Origin of the sequence: Streptomyces sp. G-G2 (assembly GCF_030063135.1) — a bacterium.
Taxonomy (GTDB): Bacteria; Actinomycetota; Actinomycetes; order Streptomycetales; family Streptomycetaceae; genus Streptomyces.
Window position 1 is genome coordinate 112,817 of record NZ_JASISO010000012.1, and the last position, 25,688, is coordinate 138,504.

A 25,688-nucleotide genomic window follows, 5' to 3' on the forward strand; every position below is an offset into this window, starting at 1 on the left:
CCAGCGACCTTTAGACTCGTGCTTTGGCACCTTTGTGTCCTTGTGCCGAGCGCGTCGAGTGTGTCGCGCGGGGGACCCACCAGCCAGCCATCGGAAGTACGGGAAGAGATGTCGGCACCGAACAAGTCGTACGACCCTGTTGAGGTCGAGGCACTGAAACCGGATGAGATCGAGCGCATGCGGGACGAGGCGCTCGCCGCCTTCGCGTCCGCCGGCGACCTCGACGCGCTGCGGGAGGCGAAGACCGCGCACATGGGCGACCGCTCGCCCCTGGCGCTCGCCAACCGCGAGATCGGCGCGCTGCCACCGCAGGCCAAGGCCGAGGCGGGCAAGCGCGTCGGCCAGGCCCGGGGAGCCGTGAACAAGGCCTTCGGCGCGCGCACGGTCGAGCTGGAGGCGGAGCGCGACGAGCGCGTGCTCGTCGAGGAGGCCGTGGACGTCACGCTGCCTTACGACCGCGTCCCGGCGGGCGCCCGCCACCCCCTGACCACGCTGATGGACCGCATCGCGGACATCTTCGTGGCCATGGGCTACGAGGTGGCCGAGGGTCCGGAGGTGGAGGCGGAGTGGTTCAACTTCGACGCCCTCAACTTCACCCCCGACCACCCCGCGCGCCAGATGCAGGACACCTTCTTCGTCCAGGGGCCGGACGGCACCGAGGGCGACGAGTCCGGTGTCGTCCTGCGCACCCACACCTCCCCGGTGCAGGCGCGCACGCTGCTGGAGCGCGAGCCCCCCGTCTACGTCGTCTGCCCCGGCCGGGTCTTCCGCACCGACGAGCTGGACGCGACGCACACCCCGGTCTTCCACCAGGTCGAGCTGCTCGCCGTGGACGAGGGCCTGACCATGGCCGACCTCAAGGGCACCCTGGACCACATGGTCCAGGCGCTCTTCGGCCAGGACATGACCACCCGGCTGCGCCCGAACTACTTCCCGTTCACCGAGCCGTCCGCCGAGATGGACATGCAGTGCTACGTGTGCCGCGGCGAATCGGTGGGCAACCCCGACCGCCCGTGCCGTACCTGCTCCAGCGAGGGCTGGATCGAGCTGGGCGGCTGCGGCATGGTCAACCCCAAGGTGCTCATCTCCTGCGGTGTGGACCCCGAGAAGTACAGCGGGTTCGCCTTCGGGTTCGGCATCGAGCGGATGCTGATGTTCCGCCACAACGTCGAAGACATGCGAGACATGGTCGAGGGTGACGTTCGTTTCACCCGGCCGTTCGGGATGGAGATCTGATGCGGGTCCCGCTTTCTTGGCTGCGGGAGTACGTCGACCTGCCCGCGGGCGCGACCGGTCGTGACGTACAGGCGCGGCTCGTCGACGCCGGTCTCGAGGTCGAGCGCGTCGAGCAGCTCGGCGCCGGTCTCCAGGGCCCCCTGGTCGTCGGCCAGGTCCTGACCATCGAGGAGCTCGACGGCTTCCGCAAGCCGATCCGTTTCTGCACGGTCGACGTCGGCCAGGCCAACGGCACCGGCGAACCGCAGGAGATCGTCTGCGGCGCCCGGAACTTCACCGTCGGCGACAAGGTCGTCGTGGTGCTCCCCGGCGCGGTGCTGCCCGGCGACTTCGCGATCGCCTCGCGCAAGACGTACGGCCGTACCTCCCACGGCATGATCTGCTCCGGCGACGAGCTGGGCATGGGCGACGACGGCACGCACGGCATCATCGTGCTCCCCCCGGAGTACGAGGTCGGCACCGACGCGATCAAGCTCCTGGAGCTGGTCGACGAGGTCCTCGACATCGCCGTCACCCCGGACCGCGGCTACTGCCTGTCGATGCGCGGCGTCGCCCGCGAGGCGGCGACGGCCTACGGGCTGCCGCTGCGCGACCCGGCGCTGCTCGACGTCCCCGGCCCCAACTCGTACGGCTACCCGGTGCAGATCAGCGACCCGCAGGGCTGCGACCGCTTCACCGCCCGCACGGTCACCGGCCTCGACCCCGAGGCCCGTTCGCCGATCTGGCTGTCCCGCCGCCTGCAGAAGGCCGGCATGCGGCCGATCTCGCTCGCGGTCGACGTCACGAACTACGTGATGCTCGAACTGGGCCAGCCGCTGCACGCCTACGACCGCTCCCGCGTGGACGGTCCGATCGGCGTCCGCCGCGCGGAGCACGGCGAGAAGCTCACCACCCTCGACGGCGTCACGCGCACGCTTGACGCCGAGGACCTGGTGATCACCGACAACAGCGGGCCGATCGGCCTCGCCGGAGTCATGGGCGGCGCCAACACGGAGATCGCCGACTCCGTCACCACACCTTTTGATCCTTCTGGGTCGACCCCCCCGGTCTCGGGCACCACCTCCGTGGTCATCGAGGCGGCGCACTTCGACGCGCTGTCGATCTCGCGCACCGCCCGCCGCCACAAGCTCGCCTCCGAGGCGTCCAAGCGCTTCGAGCGCGGGGTCGACCCGCAGGCCGCCGCCGCCGCCGCGCAGCGCACCGTCGACCTGCTGGTGCTGCTCGCGGGCGGTACCGCCGAGGCGGGCGTCACGGAACTGTCGGCGCCCTCCGCCCCGCGCTCCATCGCGATGCGCGCGGACCACCCGGACCGGGTCGCGGGCGTGGAGTACGGCCGCGAGACCGTCGTTCGCCGCCTCCAGGAGGTCGGCTGCGACGTCTACGGCCAGGACGAGCTGGTCGTCACCGTGCCCTCGTGGCGCCCCGACCTCACCGAGCCCAACGACCTCGCCGAAGAGGTCATCCGGCTGGAGGGCTACGCGAACCTGCCCTCCACCCTGCCGCAGCCCCCCTCGGGCCGCGGGCTCACCGGGCGCCAGCGGCTGCACCGCCGGATCGGCCGCGCGCTGGCCGGGGCCGGTTACGTGGAGGCGCTGAGCTACCCGTTCCTCGGAGCCCAGGTCTTCGACCAGCTCCAGCTCCCCGCGCACGACGCGCTCCGCCAGGTCGTCACCCTCGTCAACCCGATCTCCGACGAGGAGCCCGCCCTGCGCAGCACGCTGCTGCCGGGGCTGCTGGGCGCCCTGCGCCGCAACGACAGCCGCGGCAGCCACGACCTCGCGCTCTTCGAGACGGGCTCGGTCTTCCGGGCCGGTCCGCGGCCGGGCGTCGCGGTGCGGCTGCCCGTCGACCGCCGTCCCACGGTCGAGGAGATCGCCACCCTGAACGCGGCCCTGCCCGCGCAGCCGCGGCACGCCGCGGTCGTACTGGCCGGTGCGCGCGAGCAGGCGGGCTGGTGGGGCAAGGGTCACCCGGCCGACTGGGCGGACACCGTCCAGGCGGCCCGCTCGCTGGCCGTCGAGGCCGGCGCCGAGCTGGTCGTGCGCCAGGGCCAGTACGGCCCCTGGCACCCGGGCCGCTGCGCCGAACTCGTCGTCACCCTCGACGGGGTCGAGCAGGTCATCGGCCACGCCGGTGAGCTGCACCCGCGCGTCGTCAAGGCGCTGGGTCTGCCCGCCCGTACCAGCGCGATGGAGATCGACCTGGACCGCCTCGCGGCGGCCGGTGGCGAGGCCCTCCAGGCGCCCAGGATCTCCACCTTCCCGGTGGCGACCCAGGACGTGGCACTGATCGTCGACGCGTCCGTCCCGGCCGCCGAGGTCGAGAGCGCGCTGCGCGAGGGCGCGGGTGAACTCCTCGAATCGCTGCGGCTGTTCGACGTGTTCACCGGTGAGCAGGTCGGCACGGGCAAGAGGTCCCTCGCCTACGCGCTGCGCTTCCGCGCGGCGGACCGCACGCTGACCGCGGAGGAGTCCACGGCTGCCCGTGACGCCGCGGTGGCGCTCGCGGGCGAGCGCACGGGAGCGGTCCTGCGCGGCGCGTAGCACCGTCCGTTCCACGTGGGGGGCGCATCCGGGTCACCGGGTGCGCCCCCCACGCTTTGGCGGGCGCTGGCGACCCCCTCCTCACTCGTTCGGGTGAGAACCCCGGCGACCCGTGTCTCATGAACCTGTCGGTGGACACAATCGTTGCGGCCGAGGGGAGGCCCAACGGATGATCACGCGCGGGGAGATGCCCCACGTGCGCCGGGTGTGCGTCCTTGCCTGGGGCGGCGCCGCCGTGTCCTGGGAGCTGGCCTCGCCGGGGCCGCTCGGACCGAGGCTGGCGAGCTGCGCCGCCTTTCTGCTGCTGGCCACGGGCTGCGCGCTGCACATCCGCAAGGTGCTGCTCGCGGAGCTGCGGCGCAGCCAGGAGCTCGCGGGCGCGGTGCAGCGGGCGCTGCTGCGGCCGGTCCCGGCCCGGATCGACGGCCTGACCCTGGCCGCGGCCCAGCTGTCGGTGGGCGGCGACCTGTACGAGGCCGTGGGGACGCCGTTCGGGGTGCGGGTGGTCATCGGCGACGTACGCGGTCACGGGCTGGGCGCGCTGGGGGTGGCCGCGGCGGTCCTGGGCTCGTTCCGCGAAGCGGCGTACGACGAGGCGACGCTGGGCGGGGTGCTGCGGCGGATGGAACGGGCCCTGGCGCGGCAGGTGCGGGGGGAGCCGGAGGAGTTCGTGACGGTGCTGCTGCTCCAGATCGCGCCGGACGGGACCCTGCTGGCCCTGAACTGCGGCCACCCGTGGCCGTACGCCCTGCGGTGGCTGGCGGAACCCTGCCGGGTGGGGGCCGGTTCGCCCTCCGGGGCCGGCTCAACCGCGGGCGGGGCCGGAGTCGCCCGCGGCGACTCGGGCCGCCCGGCCCGGCGGGTGGCGTTCCCGGCCCCTCCGGCGATCGAGGAGCGGGGTCCGGGGCGCGGCCCCGGGGAGCCGTGGCAGGTGGACGTGCGCGAGCTGGACGGGGGCGAGAGGTTGCCGCCGCTGGGGGTCGTGCCGCTGCCGCACCCGCTTCCCGCCCAGGCGTTCGGCACGCTGGGCCCCGGCGAGGCCCTCTTCCTGCACACCGACGGCATCGCCGACGCCCGCGACCGGGCCGGCCGTTTCTTCCCGCTCGCCCGCGCCGTCACCGAGACCGCCACCACCGCGCTCACGCCCGCGCGGCTGGTCGCGGGCGTGCACGCGGCCCTGCTGCGGCACACCGGCGGGCGGCTCGCCGACGACGTCGCGCTGCTGGTGCTGCGCAACGACCGGCTGGGCCCGGCCTGACCGTGGAGCGGGACGGGTGGGACGCGCCGCCCGCCTGCCATGGAGTGTCGGGCAGACAGCAGAACGGGCGGCGCTAGTGCGGGTCGTCGCACTGTTCGAGGGGGAGCCGACGACCCGGGCTACCTCTTGGTGAGGCTCTTCAGTGAACCGCTCCGGGGCCCCGCCGCGGCAGGGTGTGCGGCGCATTTATGCGCGCACCCGGTTCACACCCCGTGTGAACCGAGCACCCACTAACCTGACAGCGACGAGCCCTTGGAGCGGCCCATGCAGCCCAACGCACTGCTCGATGCCCTCCTCGCCGAGGCGGGCATGTCCCACGCCGGATTCGCCGCGCACGTCAACCAGGCGGGCCATGGACGCGGGTTGGCCCTGCGCTACGAGCACACCGCCGTCGCCCGCTGGCTCAAGGGCCAGCGCCCCCGCGGCCAGGTCCCCGACCTGCTCTGCGAGGTGCTCGGCAGCAGGCTGCGGCGCCCGCTCTCGCTGGACGACATCGGGCTCGGCCTTCCCGGCTCGCCCGCCGCCACCGCCACGGACGGCGGGCCGCCCGGCTCCCCGCTGGGCGGGTTCGTCGACCGGGCCACCGCGCTGTGGCGGTCCGACGGCCAGGCCCGCCCGCACCTGCTCACCGCCGGGGCCGTCTGCGGCACCCCGGCCGTCATCCCGGTCTGGGAGTGGGAGAACCCGCCCGAGGACGCCGACGTGTCCCGCTCGGGGCCGACCCCGGTCGGTCCCGAGCACATCGAGATCCTGCGGGCCGCCCGCGCCCACTACGAGCTGATGTACCGCCGGGCGGGCGGGGTGGCCACCCGGGACCGGATCGTCCGCTTCCTGGGCAGCGAGACCGCCCCGCTGCTGCGCGGGAGTTACCCCGACGCGCTGGGCCGGGGGCTGTACCGGGCCGCCGGGTCGCTGGTGGCGGTGGCCGGGATCTGCGCGTACGACTCGGACGCCCACGGGCTCGCCCAGCGCTACTTCCACCAGGCACTGCGGCTGGCCAAGGCCAGCGGGGACCGGGGGCTCGGCGCCTATGTGATCGCGCTGCTCGTCAACCAGTCCCTGCACCTGCGCGAGTTCCGCCAGGCCGTGGCCTTCGCGGAGGCGGCCCTACGGGCGGCGGGCCGCCACACCACCCCGGCACTGGCCGCCGACCTCTACGCGATGCAGGCCAAGGCGTACGCCCAACTCGGCGACACCAGCTCCGCGTTGACCTGCATCCGGTACGCGGAGGCCGCCGCCGAGCGGATCCGGCCGGGCAGCGAACCGGACGAGACCGGGTACGTACAGCCCGGCCTGGTCAATGTGCAGGTGGCCGAGGCGCTGCTCGGTCTTGGTGAACTCGACGCCGCGCACGAGCAGGCGACGGCCGCCGTCGGGACCCCCGCGCACGACCGGGGCCGGGTGCACCGCCTCGCGATGCTGTGCGAGATCCAGCTGCGCCAGGGGGAGGCCGACCGGGCGGTGGCGGCCGCGGCCGAAATGGCGGAGCGGGCCAAGGGGATGGAATCACTGCGCTTGCGCGACCGGCTTCGGACGGTCCGCGAACAGCTGCTGACCAGCGGATGCTCCGGTGCGCGTGAGACGGCGCACCTCATCGACGGGGCGCTGCGCGTTCCGCTCTGACGGTCGGAACTGCTGCCATGTTGCCACCTACAGATGCGGAAGGTGGCAATACCGTGCAGTGGACGAACCTGAGTGAGCAGACTGTGTACAAGAACCGCTGGTTCGATGTGAACCTCGCGGACGTCGAACTCCCCGACGGGCAGCACCTGGACCACTTCGTCATCCGGCTGCGGCCGGTCGCCGTCGCCACGGCCGTCAACGAGGCCAATGAGGTGCTGCTGCTGTGGCGGCACCGGTTCATCACCGACAGCTGGGGCTGGGAGCTGCCCGCCGGGGTGGTCGAGGACGGCGAGGACATCGCCGTCGCCGCCGCCCGGGAGATGGAGGAGGAGTCGGGCTGGCGCCCGGGCCCCCTCCACCACCTGATGACCGTCGAGCCCTCCAACGGGCTCACCGACGCCCGCCACCACCTGTACTGGGCGGACGGGGCGACGTACATCGGGCATCCCCAGGACGACTTCGAGTCCTCGCGCCGCGCGTGGGTACCGCTCAAGCTGGTGCCGGACATGATCGCGCGCGGTGAGGTTCCGGCCGCCAACATGGCGGCCGGACTCCTGCTGCTGCACCACCTGCGCCTGGGCTGAACCCCGGAGGGCGGGCCGGTCAGCCGTACGGGTAGAAGCCCGAGCCGGTCTTGCGGCCCAGGCGGCCCGCGTCCACCATGCGCTGGAGCAGCGGGGGAGCGGCGTACAGCGGCTCCTTGAACTCGTAGTACATCGAGTCGGCCACCGAGGCCACCGTGTCCAGGCCGATCAGGTCCGCGAGCTTCAGCGGGCCCATCGGGTGGGCGCAGCCCAGCTCCATGCCGTTGTCGATGTCCTCGCGGCTCGCGATGCCCGACTCGAACATCCGGATCGCGGACAGCAGGTACGGGATCAGCAGCGCGTTGACCACGAAGCCACTGCGGTCCTGGGCGCGGATGGCGTGCTTGCCCAGCACGTCCCGCACCAGGGCCTCGGCCCGCTTGACCGTCTCCTCGCCCGTGGTCAGCGCCGGGATCAGCTCGACGAGCTGCTGCACCGGGGCCGGGTTGAAGAAGTGGATGCCGATGACCTGGTCCGGACGCGAGGTGGCGACGGCCAGCTTCACCAGCGGGATGGAGGAGGTGTTCGAGGCGAGGATCGCGTCCGGGCGGGTCACAACCTGGTCGAGCACCTGGAAGATCTCGGTCTTGACCTGCTCGTTCTCGACGACGGCCTCGATGACCAGGTCACGGTCGGCGAACTCGCCGAGGTCCGTGGTGAAGCTCAGGCGGGCCAGGGTGGCGTCCCGCTCCTCCTCCGTGATCTTGCCGCGTTCGGCGGCCTTCATCAGGGAGTTGTGCAGCCGGGTACGGCCGATCTCCAGCGCCTCGCCGGTGGTCTCGGCAACCTTCACCTCGAGACCACTGCGGGCGCACACCTCCGCGATGCCCGCGCCCATCTGGCCACAGCCCACTACGCCGACGCGTGCGATGTCGGTAGGGAGGTCCGTCACATCGTGCCTTTCGCTGCTCATCCATCGCGGGTCCCCCGTACTCGGCAGTGGTAACTGCTTTCCGGCGCCCGCCACGACCCCCGACGTTACTCCCGACCCTGCGCCTGATGACGGCCCGGGGCGGGCATGCTGGGCCCACCGAGATCAATATCACTGTGCGGAACGGAGCGGACACATGGCGCACATCGGCCGACGGGGACTGCTGGCGGGGGCGGTCGGGGTACTGGCCGCGGTGACGGCCGCGGGGACGAGTACGCGCGCGGTGGCCGCGGTCGCCCCGGGGGCGCCGGAGCCCGCGCTGCGCGCGATGTGGGTGGCCTCCGTGGAGAACATCGACTGGCCCTCGGTGACCGGGCTGAGCGCCGAGGCGCAGGAGGCGGAGCTGGTCGCGCTCCTCGACACCGCCGTAGAGCGTCGGCTGAACGCGGTGGTCCTCCAGGTCCGCCCGACCGCCGACGCGATGTGGCCCTCCGCGCTGGAACCCTGGTCGCAATGGCTGACCGGGCGGCAGGGCGGCGACCCGGGCTGGGACCCGCTGGGCACCGCGGTCTGCCTGGCGCACGCCCGGGGCCTGGAACTGCACGCCTGGTTCAACCCCTACCGGGTGGCCAACCACACGCGGCTGTCCCTGCTGGCCGCGGACCACCCGGCCCGGGTGAACGCCGGGTGGGCGCTCCCGTACGGCGGCAAGCTCTACTACAACCCGGGGCTCCCGGAGGTCCGCCGCTTCGTGCAGCGGGCCATGCTCGATGCCGTGGTCCGCTACCCCCTCGACGCGGTGCACTGGGACGACTACTTCTACCCCTACCCGGTGGACGGCGCGTACTTCGACGACGACGAGGCCTTCCGGGAGCACGGCTCCGGCTTCGCCTCGCGCGCCGACTGGCGACGCAGCAACATCGACACCCTGGTACGGGAGACGGCCGCGGGCATCAAGGCGGCGAGGCCCGGAGTCCGGTTCGGGGTCAGCCCGTTCGCGGTCTGGCGCAACGAGGAGGACGACCCGCTCGGCTCGCCGACCCGGGCCGGCGTGGCGACGTACGACGACCTCTACGCCGACACCCGCAAGTGGGTCAGGGAGGGGCTGCTCGACTACATCGCCCCACAGCTGTACTGGCAGATCGGGCACCCGCAGTGCGACTACGAGACGCTCGTGGACTGGTGGTCGAAGACCGTGCGGGGCACCGGGGTGGACCTGTGCGTGGGGGAGGCGCTGTACCGCTGCGATGCGGACAGTGCCACGGAGGCCTGGCGGGACCCGGCGGAGCTGTCCCGGCACCTGAGCGCGGCCGCCCGCTACCCGGAGGTCCGCGGCCACCTGTACTTCTCGGCGAAGCAGGTGGTCGCGGACCCGAACGGGGCGATGGCGCGGGTCGTCGCCGACCACTATCCGACGCGGGTCCCGCCGCGCTGACCCGCGGGCGCTTTCCTCAATGGCGGTAGGAGTCGGGGTGCCGGATGACGCAGTCCGGCCCGGGGGCCAGCAGCGCCTCGTGGCCGTCCTGGAATCGCACCCGGTAGGGCGGGGTCCCGTTGTCCCCCAGGACCTGGAGGATCTCGCCGACCTTGTCGTTCTCACCGACGATCCTGCCGTGCTGCACCAGCTGGTCACCCTCGGTCGCATGCATGCTGACCTCCCTAGGGCCGGTCCGGTCGGTGACAGTAATTTTACGGCTGTTCAGGACTATTTGACCCGCTGTGTCACCGCGATGCAGACCAGTACGGCGCCCGCGGCGAGCGGCGCCGCAGGGGTCAGCCGCTCGCCGAGCAGCGCCACCGCCCACACCAGGGTCAGCAGCGGCTGGGCGAGCTGGAGCTGACTGGCGCGCGCCGGGCCGATCTCCGCCATCCCGCGGTACCAGACGTACAGCCCGAGGAAGCTGGAGCCCGCCGCCGCCCACAGCAGGCCCGTGATCCCGTGGGCGGTCAGGTGTACGGGCTCGTGCGCGACCCCGAGCGCGGACCCGGCCAGGGTCAGCGGCAGGCACAGCACCAGCGCCCAGCCGATGACCTGCCAGCCGGGCAGCACCTTGGTCAGCCGGGCGCCCTCGGTGTAGCCCGCCGCGCACACCAGGAGGGAGGCGAAGAGGAAGCCGTCGCCCGCGGAGAGGGCCCCGCCGCTCTGCGCGAGGGTGAAGCCGAGGACCACCACCGCCCCGGCTACGGCGGCGGCCCAGAAGGCGGGCGAGGGGCGGACCCCGGTGCGCAGCGCGGCGAGCGCGGCGGTGGTCAGGGGCAGCAGGCCGACCACCACGGCGGCGTGGGAGGTGCTGGAGGTGCGCAGGGCCAGCGTGGTCAGCAGGGGGAAGCCGATGACCACCCCGGCGGCGACCACCGCGAGCCCGGCCCAGTGGGCGCGGCCCGGCAGCGGGACCCGCAGGGCGAGCAGGAAGACGCCCGCGATCAGGGCGGCCAGCACGCTGCGCAGGGCGACGAACGACCAGGGCCCGAAACTCTCCATGCCCCACACTGTGGCGGGGAAGGTGAGGGAGAAGGCGACGACGCCGAGAGCGGCGAGGACGGTGCCGTTCGCCCGGCCGGTGTGGCCCTGAACCGCTATCGGTGCGGGGAGAGTAGCGCTATTCTGTGCTGTCATGTACGAGCGTAGCAGCGTGACTGAGCTAGCAGAATCCCTTCGGGATGAACTCAACCGCTACTCGGTAGGTGGAAAGCTGCCGTCGAGCCGGTCCCTGGTCGAGCGGTTCCGGGTGAGCCCGGTCACCGTCTCCCGGGCGCTCGCCCAGCTCGCCGCCGAAGGCCTCGTGGTGACCCGTCCCGGAGCCGGGGTGTTCCGCGCCGCGCCGCGTGACGGGGCCCCGGCCGCCGTGGACACCTCCTGGCAGGAGGTCGCGCTCAGCGCCGAGGGCGACCTCGTGCCGCGCTCCGTGGACGCCTCCGGTGTGATGGTCTGCCTCGCGGCCCCGCCGCCCGGGGTGATCGAGCTGAACAGCGGCTACCTGCACTCCTCGCTCCAGCCCGAACGGGCCCTCGCCGCCGCCCTCGCGCGGGCCGGACGGCGGCCCGGGGTCTGGTCCCGGCCGCCCGTCGAGGGGCTGACCGAACTGCGCGACTGGTTCGCCCGCGAGATCGGCGGCCCGCTCACCGCGGCCGACGTCCTGGTCACCGCGGGCGGGCAGAGCGCGCTCACCACCGCCCTGCGGGCACTGGCCCCGCCCGGGGCGCCGGTCCTGGTCGAGTCCCCGACCTATCCCGGGCTGCTGGCGATCGCCCGGGCCTCCGGGTGCAGGCCCGTGCCGGTGCCCTGCGACGAGCGCGGTGTCCGTACGGACCTCCTCGCCGCGGCCTTCGACGCCACCGGCGCGCGGGTGTTCGTGTGCCAGCCGCTGTTCCAGAACCCGACCGGATCGGTGCTGGCCGACGAGCGGCGGGCCGAAGTGCGGCGGATCGCGCGGGCCGCCGGGGCCTTCGTCGTCGAGGACGACTACGCGCGGGCCCTGGCCCACGAGGACGCGGGACCGCTGCCGGCGACCCTGGCCGCCGAGGACACCGACGGGGTGGTGGTGCACGTCCGCTCGCTGACCAAAGCCACCTCGCCCAGCCTGCGGGTGGGCGCGCTGGCCGCCCGCGGGCCGGTGCTGGACCGGCTCCGCGCCATCCAGGTCGTGGACAGCTTCTTCGTCCCCCGGCCGCTCCAGGAGGCCGCGCTGGAGCTGGTCGGCGCGCCCTCCTGGCCGCGTCACCTGCGTACCGTCGCGGCGGGACTGCGCCACCGCCGGGAGGTACTGGCCGGGGCGCTGCGCCGGGAGCTGCCGGAACTGACCTTGCCGCACATGCCGTCCGGGGGGTACCAGTTGTGGGCGCGGCTGCCCGACGGGACGGACGAGGCCGCCTTCGTCGCGGGAGCGCTGCGGGCGGGGGTGGCGGTCGCGCCCGGTCGTCCGTACTTCTGCGCGGAACCTCCGGGTCCGCACGTACGCCTCAGTTTCGCGGGGGTCGCCGGTCCCGGCGAACTCGCGGCGGCCGTCCAGAAGATGCGCGGCGGGGGCGGTTCAGAGGCTTGACCCCATGCGGCGCTCGGCTCACCATCGCCGCATGCATGTTCGGGTTTCGCTCGTCACCGCAGCCCGTAGTTCCTCGCTGCTCGCCGAGCGCTTCGACGACGACCGGCCGCTCGACACCGTCGGCTGGCGGGCCGTGGAGACCGCCGCGCACGGGCTGGTGCCCCTGGGGGCGGCCGAGCTGCGCTACTGCTCGCCCACGGCCCGCAGTCGCGCCACCGGCCGGGCCCTCGGCTTCGCGCCGCTCGCCCAGCCCGCGCTGCGCGACTGCGACATGGGCCGCTGGCGCGGGCTGACCCTGGCCGAGGTCGCGGCGCGCGAGCCGGGGGCGGTGGACCTCTGGCTCACCGATCCGCGCGCGGCCCCGCACGGCGGGGAGTCCCTGCTCGCCTTCATCGCGCGGATCGGCGGCTGGCTGGACACCCGGCCCGCCGACGACGGGGACGCGATCGTCGCGGTGGCCGAACCCGCCGTGGTCCGCGCGGCGCTGGTCTTCGCCCTCGGAGCGCCGCCGCAGACCTACTGGAACGTGGACGTCCGCCCGCTGTCCACGGTGACCCTCAACGGGTGGGCGGGCCGCTGGCACCTCTCGCTGGAGACGACCGTGTGAGGCCCGGCCTGCCCGGGGGACAGCGGCCGGGTGCCGGAGGCCCCGGGGTCGGCCGGCCGCCCGAAGAGTTCGCGGGCGCAGGCACGGGCGCGGCCACGGGCGCGGGCTCCGTCCCGCATGCCGGTCAGAGCAGGGCGATGGTGCCCGTGGCCGAGGAGGGCCGGTAGATCCCGGTGATCCCGGCGTAGGAGGCCCGGTATCCGCGCAGGATCTCGTCGAGCGGGAGGTTCAGCCGGGACGGGGTGTCGCAGCGGGCCGCGCCGAACTGGTCGGTGACGGCGGTGCACAGCGTCTTGCCGCCGACGGTGGTGAAGGTGACCGGCACCCCGTCCAGCCCGGCGGGGGCGTCGGTCATGCGGACGGTGGTGCTGAGGTTCTTCACGCCGAACAGCAGCCCGCTGAGCTTGGCGGGCCCGGCGCTGGTGAGGGTGGCCACGGCCGGGCGGACCCGCTCGGGCAGGTCGCAGGTCTGCTGGGCGAGGTCGAAGACCTGGCCGGTGGGGCAGGGCAGCGCGGTGGCGATGCCGTTCGCGCACTGGACGTAGAACCGCTGGTCCTGCGGGCGCGGCAGCCGGTTGGTGGCCCCGCAGTCCCCGGTGGCGGCGGCCCCTGCGGGCGTCGCGCCCAATCCCATCGCCACCAGTGCTCCGAGGGCGCTGCCCGCCAGGAGTCGGCCGACGCGGCGGGTGATGGTGCGTGAGCGTGACACTGCTGCCCCCATTGACATGTGACCCTGTGTGATGAGATGAACGCAGAGGGGACTGTAGGGACGCGGGGGCGCCGACCGCAACGCTCTGTTTCCCGCCACGCGGGAGCCCGTCGGAGCGGCCGTGCGCGGCCCGCCCGAGACCCGGCACCGGCCGTCCGGCGGCCTGGTGTGCGCGGACGTCGACGGGGCGGGGGTCGCGGGGCCGCCACCAGGAGCCCCGTGGCCGGATTTCGCCTCCGGCCCGGCACTCCGTCAGCTGTTCACGCGGTCGAATGTTCGGTTTCCCGTCGCGGCAGGGAGTGTCGGGCGTCACCCGAGGGGTTCGACGGGGCGCGGGGCTTGCGCCAGGGAGGGGCGCAGCCGCTCGTCGAACAGCGGCCGGCCGTGCGCCCGGCGCTCGTCCGCGAAGGAACGCCCGCACCGGGGGGCCGCCCCGGCGGCCGGAGCGCCGATGGCGCCAGGTGCCGTACGGCGGCCCCGCGGCCTGCGTCAGGTCCGCGTGCCGCGGCGGACCCAGCTCCCGCGCCAGGCCCGCAGCCGTGAGAGTCGGGTCGGCTACCGGCCGCGCGGCTTGCCCCGCTTGGCGCCGCCCTTGCCGCCGCCGCCCTTCGCTCCGCCACCGGAGGCGCCGCGCGGGTTCTTCCCGGCCGCGGGCCTGCCCCCGGCCTGCTTTCGGCCGCCCGCCGCGGCGTCGGGCCGCTTGGCCTTGGCCTTCTTCGGCTGCGGCGGGGTCGGCGTACGTCCCCGCGAGCTGTTGACCGTACGACCGCGCACGATCCCGATGAATTCCTCCACCAGATCGGTGGTCTCCTCCTCGGGCCACGACAGCGCGACGCGCGACTCGGGCGCGCCCGTGAGCGGCCGGTAGGTGAGGTCCTTGCGGTGGTGCAGCCGGGCCAGGGACTGCGGGACGGCGAGTACGCCGATCCCCGCCGCCACCAGCTCGATGGCGTCCGCCGTCGTCGCCGGGCGCTCGAACGCCGGCTTGCCCGGGAGCTGCTCCCAGTCGAGGGTGTCGTCGAGGGGGTGCAGCACGATCTCGTCGGCCAGATCGCCCGTGGCGACCTCTTCGGACGTCGTGATCAGGTGGTCCTTGGGGATCACGACCACGGTGGTCTCGGTGTAGAGGGGGATCGCGCTGAGGTCCGTACGGTCGATCGGCAGCCGGACGAAGGCCGCGTCGGCGCCGCCGTCGCGCAGCAGACCGGGCGCCTCACCGGGGGTCACCTGGACCAGGGTCAGCGGGACGTCGGGCAGCCGCTCGTTCCAGATCCGCACCCACTTGGTGGGCGTCACTCCCGGGACGTACGCGAGCCGGAACGAAGGGGGTGTTTCCGAGCCTGTCACCCGGCCAGGTTACCGGTCGTGGTCGGAGGTAGCGCACACGCTCGATACTCTTGACACCATGACGTCGCACCAGAACACCCAGACCATGAAGCCCGCGACCGCGGCGAAGAAACTGGGTGTGTACCTCGAGGCCACACCCGCCGAGTTCCAGGAGGGCGTCGTCTCCCGCGCCGAGCTGACCGCCCTCCAGGCCGATCCGCCCCAGTGGCTCCAGGATCTGCGCCTCAACGGTCCGCACCCGCGCCCGGTGGTCGCGTCGAAGCTCGGCGTCTCCATCGCCGGTCTCGCGCGCGGGGGCGTCACGGACGCCCTCACCACCGAGCAGATCGAGGCCATCAAGGCCGAGCAGCCCGAATGGCTCCAGAAGGAGCGCACCACGCAGGCCGAGGTCCGCAAGGAAACGGTCCGCATCAAGGCGCGCGACGCGGAGCGCGCCGCGAAGTCCCAGGACCAGCGTTCCTGACCCCGCGTCCACCGGTGCCCCGGGCCCGCGGCCGTGCCGCCGGGCCCGGGGCACCGGTGCGTTCGCGTTTAGCGGTCCAGCGGTCCGGCGGACCGTCCGCCGGGCCGTCCGCGCTCAGCCGGTCGCGGCGCCGAACCACCTGGGCAGGTGTTCGAGCAGTTCCCGCTGGTCCGCACCGGCCCACACCACGTGCCCGTCCGGGCGCAGCAGCACCGCGGGCGCGTCCAGCTCCTCGCTGACGTCCACGACGTGGTCGACCCGGTCCGCCCAGCCCTCCACCGACAGCTGTCCGGTCTGGTCGAGCAGCAGCCCGCGGCCCTCGTGGGTCAGCTCGTAGAGGCGGCCCCGCTTCAGCTCCAGGTCGCGCAGCCGCGTGCCGAGCAGGGGGTGGCCCTCGCCGACGTCGTAGCGGACGGCGATCCCGGTGATCTTCGCGATCAGGTGCCGGTTGACCTCCTCGAACCGCATCAGGTCCGCCAGCACCCGGCGCACCGCCTGGGCACCGGGCTCGGTGGACATCAGCTCCATCTGCGCGCGGGTGTTGTCCAGTACGTCGGCGGCCACCGGGTGCCGTTCGCTCTCGTAGGTGTCCAGCAGCCCCTCGGGGGCCCAGCCGTCCACCTCGGCCGCCAGCTTCCAGCCGAGGTTGAAGGCGTCCTGGACGCCGAGGTTGAGCCCCTGGCCGCCGGTCGGCGGATGGATGTGCGCCGCGTCGCCCGCCAGCAGCACCCGGCCGACCCGGTAGCGTTCGGCCTGGCGGGTCGCGTTGCCGAAGCGGGAGAGCCAGCGGGGTGAGTGCGCGCCGAAGTCGGTGCCCGCGGTGGCCCGCAACTGCCGCTTGAACTCCTCCAGGGTCGGCGCGGTCGCGCGGTCCTCGGCCACGCCGTCGGCGGGCACGACCACGAAGTACACGCCTTCCTGGCCCTCCGCGTTGGCGACCGCGCCGAACCGCAGCTGGGTCGTGCGGACCTCAGCGACGACGGAGGCGACCGTCGCCGCGTCCGCGGTCAGCTCCATGTGGCCCAGCATCGTCTCGACCGTGGCGGCCTCACCGGGGAAACCGACGCCGAGCAGCTTGCGCACCGCGCTGCGGCCCCCGTCGCAGCCGACGAGGTGGCGCGAGCGCAGCCGCGTGCCGTCGGCCAGCTCGGCGGTGACCCCGTCGTCGTCCTGGCTCAGCCCGACCAGCTCGGCGCCGCGCCGGATCTCGGCGCCGAGTTCGAGGGCGCGCTCGGTCAGCAGCCGCTCGGTGACCGCCTGCGGGATGGCGAGGACGTACGCATGCGTGGTGTCCAGGTCGGTGGGCCACGTCGTGGCGAGGCCCGCGAAGAACCCGCCCACGGTGAACTTCTCGCCGAGCGGGAGGAACCGCTCCAGCAGACCGCGCTGGTCCATCAGCTCGATGCTGCGCGCGTGCAGACCTCGCGCGCGGGACTGCGGGGAGGGCTCCGCCTCCTTCTCCAGCACGAGCGTGCGCACGCCGTGCAGTCGCAGTTCGGCCGCCAGCGTCAAGCCGGTCGGGCCGCCGCCGACAATGATCACGTCCATCATGGAAACGCCCATTCAGCAGGTACTTCGCGAATCTCTCAATTCGCCAGGTTCTGGTGTCGAAGGGCGATTCTGCTGCACGACCGGGGCCTTGCCGCAAGCCCCCCGGTGCGCTATATCTTGATAGTGGCAAGGAGTGCGAGACCTCCTTGCCTTTCGTCATTTCTGGGCCCGGACCGCCTCCTGGCCCTGTCCCGCCCCCCGTGACGACCCCCGGGAGGCCGAGCGACCTTTGCATAAACGTGCATTGTTACGTATAGTCATGCCATCGACGAGGAGGGTCCGATGGTGGTTCGTGTAGCGGTGGCCGGAGCGAGCGGGTACGCGGGCGGGGAACTGCTGCGCCTGCTCCTGGCGCACCCCGAGGTGGAGATCGGCGCCCTGACCGGCCACTCCAACGCCGGTCAGCTCCTCGGACCGCTCCAGCCGCACCTCGTGCCACTGGCCGGGCGCACGCTGGAGGCGACCACCCCCGAGGCCCTCGCCGGGCACGACGTCGTCTTCCTCGCCCTGCCGCACGGACAGTCGGCCGCCGTCGCCGCCCAGCTCGGCGAGGACGTACTCGTCATCGACATGGGCGCCGACCACCGGCTGCGGTCCGCCGCCGACTGGGACGCCTTCTACGGCGCCCCGCACGCCGGGACCTGGCCCTACGGCCTCCCCGAACTGCCCGGGGCCCGCTCCGCGCTGGCGGGGTCCAAGCGCGTCGCGGTGCCCGGCTGCTATCCGACCGCCGTCTCCCTGGCCCTCTTCCCGGCCTACCAGGACAGGCTGGCCGAGCCCGAGGCCGTGATCGTCGCCGCCACCGGCACCTCCGGCGCGGGCAAGGCGCTCAAGCCGCACCTGCTGGGCTCCGAGGTGATGGGTTCCATGAGCCCGTACGGCGTGGGCGGCGGCCACCGGCACACCCCCGAGATGGTCCAGAACCTCTCGCCCGTCGCCGGTACCCGGGTCACCGTGTCCTTCACCCCGACCCTCGCGCCGATGCCCCGCGGCATCCTGGCCACCTGTTCCGCCAAGGCGGTACCGGGCACCACCGCCGCATCGGTGCGCGCGGCCTACGAGAAGGCGTACGCGGACGAGCCGTTCGTGCACCTGCTCCCCGAGGGGCGGTGGCCCGCCACCGCGTCCGTCTACGGTTCCAACGCCGTTCAGATCCAGGTCGCGTACGACGCCGCCGCGCAGCGGATCATCGCGATCAGCGCCATCGACAACCTGACCAAGGGCACCGCCGGTGGCGCGGTGCAGAGCATGAACATCGCCCTCGGCCTCGCTGAGTGCCTGGGTCTTTCCACGATCGGAGTCGCACCGTGAGCGTCACGGCAGCACAGGGATTCACCGCGGCGGGCATCGCCGCCGGAATCAAGGCGAACGGCAACCCGGACCTGGCCCTCGTGGTCAACCACGGCCCCCGCCTGGCCGCGGCGGGCGTCTTCACCTCCAATCGCGTCAAGGCCGCCCCCGTCCACTGGTCCGAGCAGGTGCTGCGGGGAGGCACCGTCAGCGCCGTGGTCCTCAACTCCGGCGGCGCCAACGCGTGTACCGGGCCCAGGGGCTTCCAGGACACCCACGCCACCGCCGAGAAGGTCGCCACCGTCCTCGGCGGCGCGCACAACGCCGGGGAGATCGCGGTGGCCTCCACCGGTCTGATCGGCGTGCTCCTGCCCATGGACAAGCTGCTGCCCGGCATCGAGACCGCCGCCGGGGCGCTCACCACCGACGGCGGCGAGGCCGCCGCCATCGCCATCAAGACCACCGACACCGTGCACAAGACGGCCACCGTCTCCCGGTCCGGCTGGACCGTCGGCGGCATGGCCAAGGGCGCGGGCATGCTCGCCCCGGGCCTCGCCACCATGCTCGTCGTCCTCACCACCGACGCCGACGTCGACAGCGCAACCCTGGACCAGGCGCTGCGGGACGCGACCCGCACCACCTTCGACCGGGTCGACTCCGACGGCTGCATGTCCACCAACGACACGGTGCTGCTGCTCGCCTCCGGCGCCTGTGGCGAGGTCCCGGTGTACGCGGAGTTCGCCGAGGCCGTGCGGACCGTCTGCGACGACCTCGCCCGCCAGCTCATCGGCGACGCCGAGGGCGCGAGCAAGGACATCCGGATCGAGGTGGTGAACGCGGCCAGCGAGGACGACGCCGTCGAGGTGGGCCGGTCCATCGCCCGGAACAACCTGCTCAAGTGCGCCATCCACGGCGAGGACCCCAACTGGGGCCGGGTGCTCTCCGCGATCGGCACCACCAGGGCCGCCTTCGACCCGGACCGGCTGAACGTCGCCATCAACGGCGTCTGGGTCTGCAAGAACGGCTCCGTCGGCGAGGACCGCGACCTGGTCTCGATGAAGGACCGTGAGGTCCGCATCACCGCCGACCTGGCCACCGGCGGCGAGTCGGCGGTCATCTGGGCCAACGACCTGACCGCCGAGTACGTCCACGAGAACAGCGCGTACTCCTCATGAGCGGCTCCGTCGGCAGTGCCCGCAAGCACACCGCGCTCCCCAAGGCCGAGATCCTCATCGAGGCGCTGCCCTGGCTGACCCGCCACAACGGCAAGATCGTCGTCATCAAGTTCGGCGGCAACGCCATGATCGACGAGGACCTGAAGGCCGCCTTCGCCCAGGACGTGGTCTTCCTGCGCCAGGCGGGCCTGCGGCCCGTCGTCGTGCACGGCGGCGGTCCGCAGATCAACGCCCAGCTCGACAAGCAGGGCCTGGTCAGCGAGTTCAAGGCGGGCCTGCGCGTCACCACCCCCGAAGCGATGGACATCGTACGGATGGTCCTCGCCGGGCAGGTCCAGCGCGAACTGGTCGGGCTGCTCAACCAGCACGGGCCGCTCGCCGTCGGCATGACCGGCGAGGACGCCCACACCATCACCGCCGTCCAGCACCGGCCCGAGATCGACGGGGAACGCGTCGACATCGGCCGGGTCGGCGAGATCACCGCCATCGACACCGGGGCGATCGAGGCGCTCCTGGCGGACGGCCGGATCCCGGTCATCTCCTCCATCGCGCGCAGCGCCGACGACGCGCACGTCTACAACGTGAACGCCGACACCGCGGCCGCCGCGCTGGCCGCCGCCCTCGGCGCCGAGACCCTGATGGTCCTCACGGACGTCGAGGGCCTGTACGCGGACTGGCCGAACAGCGACGAGGTCATCAGCCGGCTCACCGTCAGCGAGCTGGAGAAGCTGTTGCCCGAGCTGTCCAGCGGCATGGTCCCCAAGATGGAGGGCTGCCTGCACGCCGTCCGCGGCGGCGTGAGTACCGCCCGGGTGATCGACGGGCGGGTCCAGCACTCGATCCTGCTGGAGATCTTCACGGACGAGGGCATCGGCACGATGGTCGTGCCCGACGTACAGGGAGGGGAGCCCCGGTGACCGGGAGCAACGGAAACCAGGAGTACGGAGCCCGCTGGCAGGCGTCGCTCACCAACAACTACGGCACCCCCGCGCTCGCGCTCGTGCGCGGCGAGGGCGCCCAGGTCTGGGACGCCGACGGCCGCCAGTACACCGACTTCGTCGGCGGCATCGCGGTCAACGCCCTCGGCCACGCCCACCCGGCGATCGTCGAGGCCGTCTCCACCCAGATCGCCTCGCTCGGCCACGTCTCCAACCTCTACGCCTCCGAGCCCGTCCTCGCGCTCGGCGAACGGCTGCTCCAGCTCTTCGGCCGCCCCGGCAAGATTTTCTTCTGCAACTCCGGCGCCGAAGCGGTCGAGGCGGCCTTCAAGGTCGGGCGGCTGACCGGGCGTACGCACATGGTCGCCACCACCGGCGGCTTCCACGGCCGCACCATGGGTGCCCTCGCCCTCACCGGCCAGCCCGCCAAGCAGACTCCCTTCCTGCCGCTGCCCGGTGACGTCACGCACGTGCCCTACGGCGACGTGGCGGCCCTGCGCGCCGCGGTCACGGAGGACACCGCCCTCGTCCTGATCGAGCCGATCCAGGGCGAGAACGGCGTGGTCGTCCCCCCGGCCGGTTACCTCACCGCCGCCCGCGAGATCACCCGCGCCACCGGAACGCTGCTCGCCCTCGACGAGGTGCAGACCGGCATCGGCCGCTGCGGCCAGTGGTTCGAGCACCAGGCGCACGACGGGGTCGAACCCGACCTCGTCACGCTCGCGAAGGGTCTGGGCGGCGGTCTGCCGATCGGCGCGCTCGCCGCCTTCGGGCCGGCCGCCGACCTGCTCCAGCCCGGCCAGCACGGCACCACCTTCGGCGGGAACCCGGTCGCCTGCGCCGCCGGCCTCGCGGTGATCGACACCATCGCCGCCGACGGCCTCCTCGGCCAGGTCAAGGAGCGCGGCGAGCGGCTGCGCTCCGGAATCGAGAGCGCCGGAGGCGGGAACGGCCACCCGCTGGTCTCCCACGTCCGCGGCGCCGGCCTCCTGCTGGGTATCGTGCTGACCGAGCCCCTCGCACCGAAGGTGCAGAAGGCGGCTCAGGATGCCGGCTTCCTGGTCAACGCGCCCGCCCCCGACGTCGTACGGCTGATGCCGCCGTTCGTACTGACCGAGGCCGAGGCGGACGCGTTCGTCCGGGCCCTGCCCGGCATCCTCGACGCGGCCCACGGGGACGGATCCGGAGAATGAGACGACGATGAGCCAGGCGCAGGAACACGAGCAGAGCGGCCAGTCCGTTCCGCAGACCCGAACCGCCCGCCACCGCCGGATCGTGGACATCCTCAACCGGCAGCCGGTCCGCTCGCAGAGCCAGCTGGCCAAACTGCTCGCCGACGACGGGCTGAGCGTCACCCAGGCGACGCTCTCCCGGGACCTCGACGAGCTGGGCGCGGTGAAGATCCGCAACACCAACGGCGAGCTGATCTACGCGGTGCCGAGCGAGGGCGGATTCCGCACCCCGCAGGCCCCGCTGGGCGAGTCGGCGAAGGAGGAGCGCATGCGGCGCCTCTCCGGTGAGCTGCTGATCTCGGCGGAGGCCTCCGCGAACCTCGTGGTCCTGCGCACCCCGCCGGGCGCGGCCCAGTTCCTCGCCTCGGCGATCGACCAGGCCGAACTCCGGGCCATCCTCGGCACGATCGCGGGCGACGACACCCTGATGCTGATCAGCCGTGACCCGGTGGGCGGCCAGGCGCTCGCCGATCACCTCCTGCGTCTGGCGCAGAAGGAGGGCTGAGGGCGACCCTGGGGGAATGAGCCACCACCCCCTCTGGGCAGCGGTGTTCGAGGCCGCTGCCGTCGCCCTTGCCTGTTACGCCGTGCTCGGAGTGCTCTGGCGGGTACGGGACCGGGCAGACCGGGCCGCCGCCGCACTGCTGGCCACCGCCCCGCCCGATCCGTACCACGCGGTGGCCGTGGCGGGACGCGGTGCGGACACGCACCGCCCCGCCGTCGCCCGGTTGCTGCTCGACGGCTCCGTGGAGATCGACGAACGGGGCCTGCTGACCCTGGCCCCCGGGGGCCCGCACCAGGGGCCGGAGCCCGGCCCGACGCCGGTGCACCCGCTGCCCGCCGCCGTCCTGGCCACGCTGATCCGCCGGGCCCGGCCCACCGCTGTGGCCGAGCTGTCCGGTGACCAGGCACTGAACGCGGCCCGCGAGGCCTTCCTCGCCGTCGAGGACGCGAAGTACCCCCGGCTGGCCGAGGTCCGGGTCCGGGACCGGCTCGCCGACCTCGCGATACTGCTGATCATGGCGGTGGTCGCCTGGTACAGCTTCCAACTGGTGGTGCTGTCGCGGCCGGACACCCTGCGGGGCATCGTGCTGATGGGTACGTTCGTCCTCGCCGTGGCGGTCGGCGCCTGCGGGGCGCTGCTCGCGGCCATGGTCATGGTGCGGGTGTGGCCGAAGCGGCGCGACCCGTTCCGCGCGTACTGCGCCGCGCTGCCCCCGCACCCGGACGTCGCCGCCCTGGACCCGGGGCTGCTGGCCCGGATCGACCACCGGGAGCCGAGCCCCGTGGAGTTCGACACCTGGGTGGACAGCGGCGGCGCGTTCTGAGGGCCGTCCGAGGCCTGCCGCCGGTCAGTAGCGGGTCACGTCGAGCGGCCCCGACTCCGTGCCCACCGCGATGTGCGGGCGTCGCTCCGGCCTGGCCCAGCGCAGGATCGCCCGCATCGACTCCTCGGGCACCGAGACGCAACCCGCCGTGGCGCCCTTGCCGTTGACGTGCAGGAAGATCCCGGCGCCGCGCCCGTGCACCGGCCGGTCGTAGTTGAAGCCGATGACCAGGGCGTACGCGTACTGCTCCGGGTAGTCCACCAGGTGCTCGGCCTCGCCGGGCGCGCAGTCGGCGGGCAGCGGCTCCGCCCAGCGGTTGTAGGCGCCCGAGGAGTTGTCCTGGCACCACCAGGACCCCTCCCGGACCGATCGGTACCCGTACGCCGTGCCCGTCGGCGCGGGCCGGATGCCGAAGGCGTACGGCAGGTCGTACAGGCCGGTGGGCGTCGTGTTGGTGCCCTGGACCCGGGTGGCACCCTCGGTGAGCCCGTTCGCGCCGAACCGGGCGGGCGCGCCGCCCATCGCCGTCCACCGCCCCGCCCGCCGCTCCCACCAGGTCACCCGTCCGGTGGTGGCACCCGGCGCGGGCGCGACGGCGGTGATCAGCTGACTGCCGCCGCCGGTGTCGGCGAGCCGGTCGGGCAGTGGCGCCTCGCCGGGCAGCAGCAGGGAAGTGACGATCAGTGAGCCGAGGGCGACGGCGGTTCGCAGCACATGTCAGACCGTACGCGCAGGCAGGGGCAACGGCAGTGCGGGCAGGCCGTCCAGGCTGGTCCCGATGAATTCCTTCTTCGCGCAGTACTCCGCGAACTCCTCGTCGCTCTTGCGGCCGAAGTACTCCGCGTGCAGGGTGCGCTCGCCCTGGTACTCCATGAAGGGGACGGCGTACCCGCACACGTCGGTGATCCGGCGGGTCCGCACGACGATCACGGCCCGGGCGGAGGGCCCGTCGGCGTCGCCGAACAGGGCGATCAGCTCGCCCCAGCGGGGGTCGTCGCGGAATACCGCCTCGCCCTCGCCGTGCACCCGGACAATGTTGGGCGCCCCGGAGAAGGAGCACCACATCAGGGTGATGCGGCCGTTCTCCCGGACGTGGGCGATGGTCTCGGCGCCGCTGCCGCCGAAGTCCAGGTAGGCGAGGGTGTGCTCGTCGATGACGACGAGGGTGCCCACCCGGCCCTTGGGGGAGAGGTTGACGTGACCGTCGCCGGACAGCGGCGCGGTCGCCGTGAAGAACATCGGCTGGGCCTCGATGAACGCGCGCAGCCTGCCGTCTATGTGTTCGTGCGTAGTCGCCATGCCGTCAGTATCCTTCCGTGGCCGATGCGCGGACGGGTAGTCCGAGGTGTGAACGCATCCGGCGCGAGACGTGGTCGCCGAAGAGCCCGGTACAGCGCTCCAGCAGGGCGCCGACCTCCGGGTCGCGGGCGGGGGGGCAGGTCCGGTGGCGCGAGGCGCACCTCGCGCACGACCGCCGCCGGTGGATCCCGTCCGCGCGGCGGACGGCGATCAGGGGTGGCGGCCCCACCGCCCGCCTTCTTGTCCCACCGACGGTGGGGTCTCCCGCTGCTCATGGCCCCGACCCTAGGCGGCGGAGCCGGGTGGGGGCTCGGATTTCCGGGCTCGTTGACGAAACATACGGAGTAGTGCATAGTTATGCCTGTCGTCAGATGCACCATGTAAGGAGAAACCCGTGACCGAGCGCGTCGTACTCGCCTACTCGGGCGGCCTGGACACCTCCGTCGCCATCGGCTGGATCGCCGAGGAGACGGGCGCCGAGGTCATCGCCGTCGCCGTGGACGTCGGCCAGGGCGGCGAGGACCTGGACGTCATCCGCAAGCGCGCGCTCGCCTGCGGCGCCGTCGAGGCCGAGGTCGCGGACGCCAGGGACGAGTTCGCCGACGAGTACTGCCTCCCGGCGATCAAGGCCAACGCCCTCTACATGGACCGCTACCCGCTGGTCTCCGCGCTCTCGCGGCCGACCATCGTCAAGCACCTGGTCGCCGCCGCCAAGAAGCACAACGCGTCGATCGTCGCCCACGGCTGCACCGGCAAGGGCAACGACCAGGTCCGTTTCGAGGCCGGTATCGCCGCCCTAGGCCCCGACCTCAAGTGCATCGCCCCGGTCCGTGACTACGCGATGACCCGCGACAAGGCGATCGCCTTCGCCGAGAAGGCCGATCTGCCGATCGCGACCACCAAGAAGTCCCCGTACTCCATCGACCAGAACGTCTTCGGGCGCGCGGTCGAGACGGGTTTCCTGGAGGACATCTGGAACGCGCCGATCGAGGACATCTACGAGTACACCTCGAACCCGGCCGTCCCGCGGGAGGCCGACGAGGTCGTCATCTCCTTCAAGGAGGGCGTCCCGGTCGCCATCGACGGCAAGCCCGTCTCCGTGCTCCAGGCCATCCAGCAGCTCAACGAGCGGGCGGGCGCCCAGGGCGTCGGCCGGATCGACATCGTCGAGGACCGGCTCGTGGGCATCAAGTCCCGTGAGGTCTACGAGGCGCCGGGCGCGATCGCGCTGATCACCGCCCACCAAGAGCTGGAGAACGTCACCGTCGAGCGCGAGCTGGCCCGGTACAAGCGGCAGGTCGAGCAGCGCTGGGGCGAGATGGTCTACGACGGCCTGTGGTTCTCCCCGCTCAAGCGCGCCCTGGACGGCTTCATCAACGAGGCCAACCAGCACGTCACCGGTGACATCCGGATGACCCTGCACGCGGGCCGCGCCGTGGTCACCGGCCGAAAGTCCGAGGAGTCGCTGTACGACTTCAACCTCGCGACCTACGACTCGGGCGACACCTTCGACCAGTCCAAGGCCCAGGGCTTCATCGAGATCTTCGGCCTGTCCTCGAAGATCGCCGCGCGCCGCGACCTCGCCTGAGGT

At 73.0% G+C, this 25,688-nt stretch carries 24 protein-coding genes; 16 read left to right on the forward strand and 8 right to left on the reverse strand.

What is annotated here, in order from left to right; all coding sequences use genetic code 11:
* The first annotated feature begins 108 nt into the window (after positions 1–108).
* From pheS to QMF80_RS12635, 5 genes are all read left to right on the forward strand, one after another.
* Positions 109–1,236, forward strand: coding sequence for a phenylalanine--tRNA ligase subunit alpha (gene pheS / locus QMF80_RS12615; RefSeq protein WP_283452569.1), 1,128 nt, complete (start codon positions 109–111; stop codon positions 1,234–1,236).
* A complete protein-coding gene (pheT, locus tag QMF80_RS12620; protein ID WP_283452571.1) occupies positions 1,236–3,779 on the forward strand; it encodes a phenylalanine--tRNA ligase subunit beta in 2,544 nt (847 codons plus the stop codon). Before pheS ends, pheT begins: the two co-directional genes overlap by 1 nt.
* Before the next feature lie 169 nt (positions 3,780–3,948).
* Positions 3,949–5,037 (forward strand): PP2C family protein-serine/threonine phosphatase, encoded by a 1,089-nt coding sequence (locus QMF80_RS12625; protein ID WP_283452572.1) that lies wholly within the window; start codon positions 3,949–3,951, stop codon positions 5,035–5,037.
* Positions 5,038–5,301: 264 nt separating this feature from the next.
* Positions 5,302–6,660 carry an NsdA family TPR-like regulatory protein gene (locus tag QMF80_RS12630; RefSeq protein ID WP_283452574.1) on the forward strand — a complete coding sequence of 453 codons (1,359 nt, stop codon included), beginning with the start codon at positions 5,302–5,304 and terminating at the stop codon, positions 6,658–6,660.
* Between the two features lie 53 nt (positions 6,661–6,713).
* Positions 6,714–7,244: an NUDIX hydrolase gene (locus QMF80_RS12635; RefSeq protein ID WP_283452576.1), complete on the forward strand. Its 531-nt coding sequence runs from the start codon at positions 6,714–6,716 to the stop codon at positions 7,242–7,244.
* Between the two features lie 19 nt (positions 7,245–7,263).
* On the opposite strand, the gene QMF80_RS12640 is transcribed toward QMF80_RS12635, so the two are convergent.
* On the reverse strand, positions 7,264–8,157 hold the full coding sequence (locus QMF80_RS12640; RefSeq protein WP_283452578.1) for a 3-hydroxybutyryl-CoA dehydrogenase: 894 nt from the start codon (positions 8,155–8,157) through the stop codon (positions 7,264–7,266).
* 154 nt (positions 8,158–8,311) lie between these two features.
* On the opposite strand from QMF80_RS12640, the gene QMF80_RS12645 reads away from it, so the two are divergent.
* Positions 8,312–9,550 (forward strand): glycoside hydrolase family 10-like protein, encoded by a 1,239-nt coding sequence (locus tag QMF80_RS12645; RefSeq protein WP_283452580.1) that lies wholly within the window; start codon positions 8,312–8,314, stop codon positions 9,548–9,550.
* A gap of 16 nt (positions 9,551–9,566) precedes the next feature.
* Here QMF80_RS12645 and QMF80_RS12650 read toward each other — a convergent pair whose 3' ends face one another.
* Both QMF80_RS12650 and QMF80_RS12655 read right to left on the reverse strand, forming a co-directional pair.
* Positions 9,567–9,764, reverse strand: coding sequence for a DUF1918 domain-containing protein (locus QMF80_RS12650; protein WP_283452582.1), 198 nt, complete (start codon positions 9,762–9,764; stop codon positions 9,567–9,569).
* Between the two features lie 56 nt (positions 9,765–9,820).
* Positions 9,821–10,732: a DMT family transporter gene (locus tag QMF80_RS12655; RefSeq protein ID WP_283452584.1), complete on the reverse strand. Its 912-nt coding sequence runs from the start codon at positions 10,730–10,732 to the stop codon at positions 9,821–9,823.
* On the opposite strand from QMF80_RS12655, the gene QMF80_RS12660 reads away from it, so the two are divergent.
* A complete protein-coding gene (locus tag QMF80_RS12660; protein ID WP_283452586.1) occupies positions 10,731–12,158 on the forward strand; it encodes an aminotransferase-like domain-containing protein in 1,428 nt (475 codons plus the stop codon). The genes QMF80_RS12655 and QMF80_RS12660 overlap by 2 nt on opposite strands.
* 31 nt (positions 12,159–12,189) lie before the next feature.
* Complete coding sequence (locus QMF80_RS12665; RefSeq protein ID WP_283452587.1) at positions 12,190–12,765, forward strand: histidine phosphatase family protein; 576 nt, start codon at positions 12,190–12,192, stop codon at positions 12,763–12,765.
* 124 nt (positions 12,766–12,889) lie between these two features.
* Here the strand turns inward: QMF80_RS12665 and QMF80_RS12670 are convergent, their stop codons facing one another.
* Both QMF80_RS12670 and QMF80_RS12675 read right to left on the reverse strand, forming a co-directional pair.
* Complete coding sequence (locus tag QMF80_RS12670; protein ID WP_283452589.1) at positions 12,890–13,474, reverse strand: chitin binding peritrophin-A domain-containing protein; 585 nt, start codon at positions 13,472–13,474, stop codon at positions 12,890–12,892.
* Between the two features lie 555 nt (positions 13,475–14,029).
* The gene (locus QMF80_RS12675; RefSeq protein WP_283452591.1) at positions 14,030–14,821 is read right to left on the reverse strand and encodes a LysR family substrate-binding domain-containing protein; all 792 of its coding nucleotides are present in this window, start codon (positions 14,819–14,821) and stop codon (positions 14,030–14,032) included.
* Positions 14,822–14,879: 58 nt separating this feature from the next.
* On the opposite strand from QMF80_RS12675, the gene QMF80_RS12680 reads away from it, so the two are divergent.
* The gene (locus QMF80_RS12680) at positions 14,880–15,284 is read left to right on the forward strand and encodes a DUF5997 family protein (RefSeq protein WP_283452592.1); all 405 of its coding nucleotides are present in this window, start codon (positions 14,880–14,882) and stop codon (positions 15,282–15,284) included.
* Positions 15,285–15,398: 114 nt separating this feature from the next.
* Here QMF80_RS12680 and rox read toward each other — a convergent pair whose 3' ends face one another.
* A complete protein-coding gene (rox, locus tag QMF80_RS12685) occupies positions 15,399–16,835 on the reverse strand; it encodes a rifampin monooxygenase (protein WP_283452660.1) in 1,437 nt (478 codons plus the stop codon).
* 282 nt (positions 16,836–17,117) lie between these two features.
* On the opposite strand from rox, the gene argC reads away from it, so the two are divergent.
* From argC to QMF80_RS12715, 6 genes are read left to right on the forward strand one after another with little or no spacing between them, the layout of a single operon-like run.
* Positions 17,118–18,146, forward strand: a complete 1,029-nt coding sequence (gene argC / locus QMF80_RS12690; RefSeq protein WP_283452594.1) for an N-acetyl-gamma-glutamyl-phosphate reductase — start codon at positions 17,118–17,120, stop codon at positions 18,144–18,146.
* Positions 18,143–19,300, forward strand: coding sequence for a bifunctional glutamate N-acetyltransferase/amino-acid acetyltransferase ArgJ (gene argJ / locus QMF80_RS12695; protein WP_283452596.1), 1,158 nt, complete (start codon positions 18,143–18,145; stop codon positions 19,298–19,300). The genes argC and argJ overlap by 4 nt, the downstream gene beginning before the upstream one ends.
* Entirely contained in the window at positions 19,297–20,217 is a 921-nt protein-coding gene (gene argB, locus QMF80_RS12700; RefSeq protein ID WP_283452599.1) for an acetylglutamate kinase, read from the forward strand. Before argJ ends, argB begins: the two co-directional genes overlap by 4 nt.
* Complete coding sequence (locus QMF80_RS12705) at positions 20,214–21,431, forward strand: acetylornithine transaminase (RefSeq protein ID WP_283452600.1); 1,218 nt, start codon at positions 20,214–20,216, stop codon at positions 21,429–21,431. Before argB ends, QMF80_RS12705 begins: the two co-directional genes overlap by 4 nt.
* 7 nt (positions 21,432–21,438) lie before the next feature.
* Positions 21,439–21,975, forward strand: a complete 537-nt coding sequence (locus QMF80_RS12710; RefSeq protein ID WP_283452602.1) for an arginine repressor — start codon at positions 21,439–21,441, stop codon at positions 21,973–21,975.
* A 16-nt stretch (positions 21,976–21,991) separates the two neighbouring features.
* Entirely contained in the window at positions 21,992–22,798 is an 807-nt protein-coding gene (locus QMF80_RS12715) for a hypothetical protein (protein ID WP_283452604.1), read from the forward strand.
* A gap of 24 nt (positions 22,799–22,822) precedes the next feature.
* On the opposite strand, the gene QMF80_RS12720 is transcribed toward QMF80_RS12715, so the two are convergent.
* Both QMF80_RS12720 and QMF80_RS12725 read right to left on the reverse strand, forming a co-directional pair.
* Positions 22,823–23,512, reverse strand: a complete 690-nt coding sequence (locus QMF80_RS12720) for a L,D-transpeptidase family protein (RefSeq protein ID WP_502962828.1) — start codon at positions 23,510–23,512, stop codon at positions 22,823–22,825.
* A 3-nt stretch (positions 23,513–23,515) separates the two neighbouring features.
* Entirely contained in the window at positions 23,516–24,097 is a 582-nt protein-coding gene (locus QMF80_RS12725) for a pyridoxamine 5'-phosphate oxidase family protein (protein ID WP_283452606.1), read from the reverse strand.
* A 394-nt stretch (positions 24,098–24,491) separates the two neighbouring features.
* Here QMF80_RS12725 and QMF80_RS12730 point away from each other — a divergent pair, with 394 nt between their 5' ends.
* Positions 24,492–25,685, forward strand: coding sequence for an argininosuccinate synthase (locus tag QMF80_RS12730; protein ID WP_283452607.1), 1,194 nt, complete (start codon positions 24,492–24,494; stop codon positions 25,683–25,685).
* Positions 25,686–25,688: the final 3 nt, after the last annotated feature.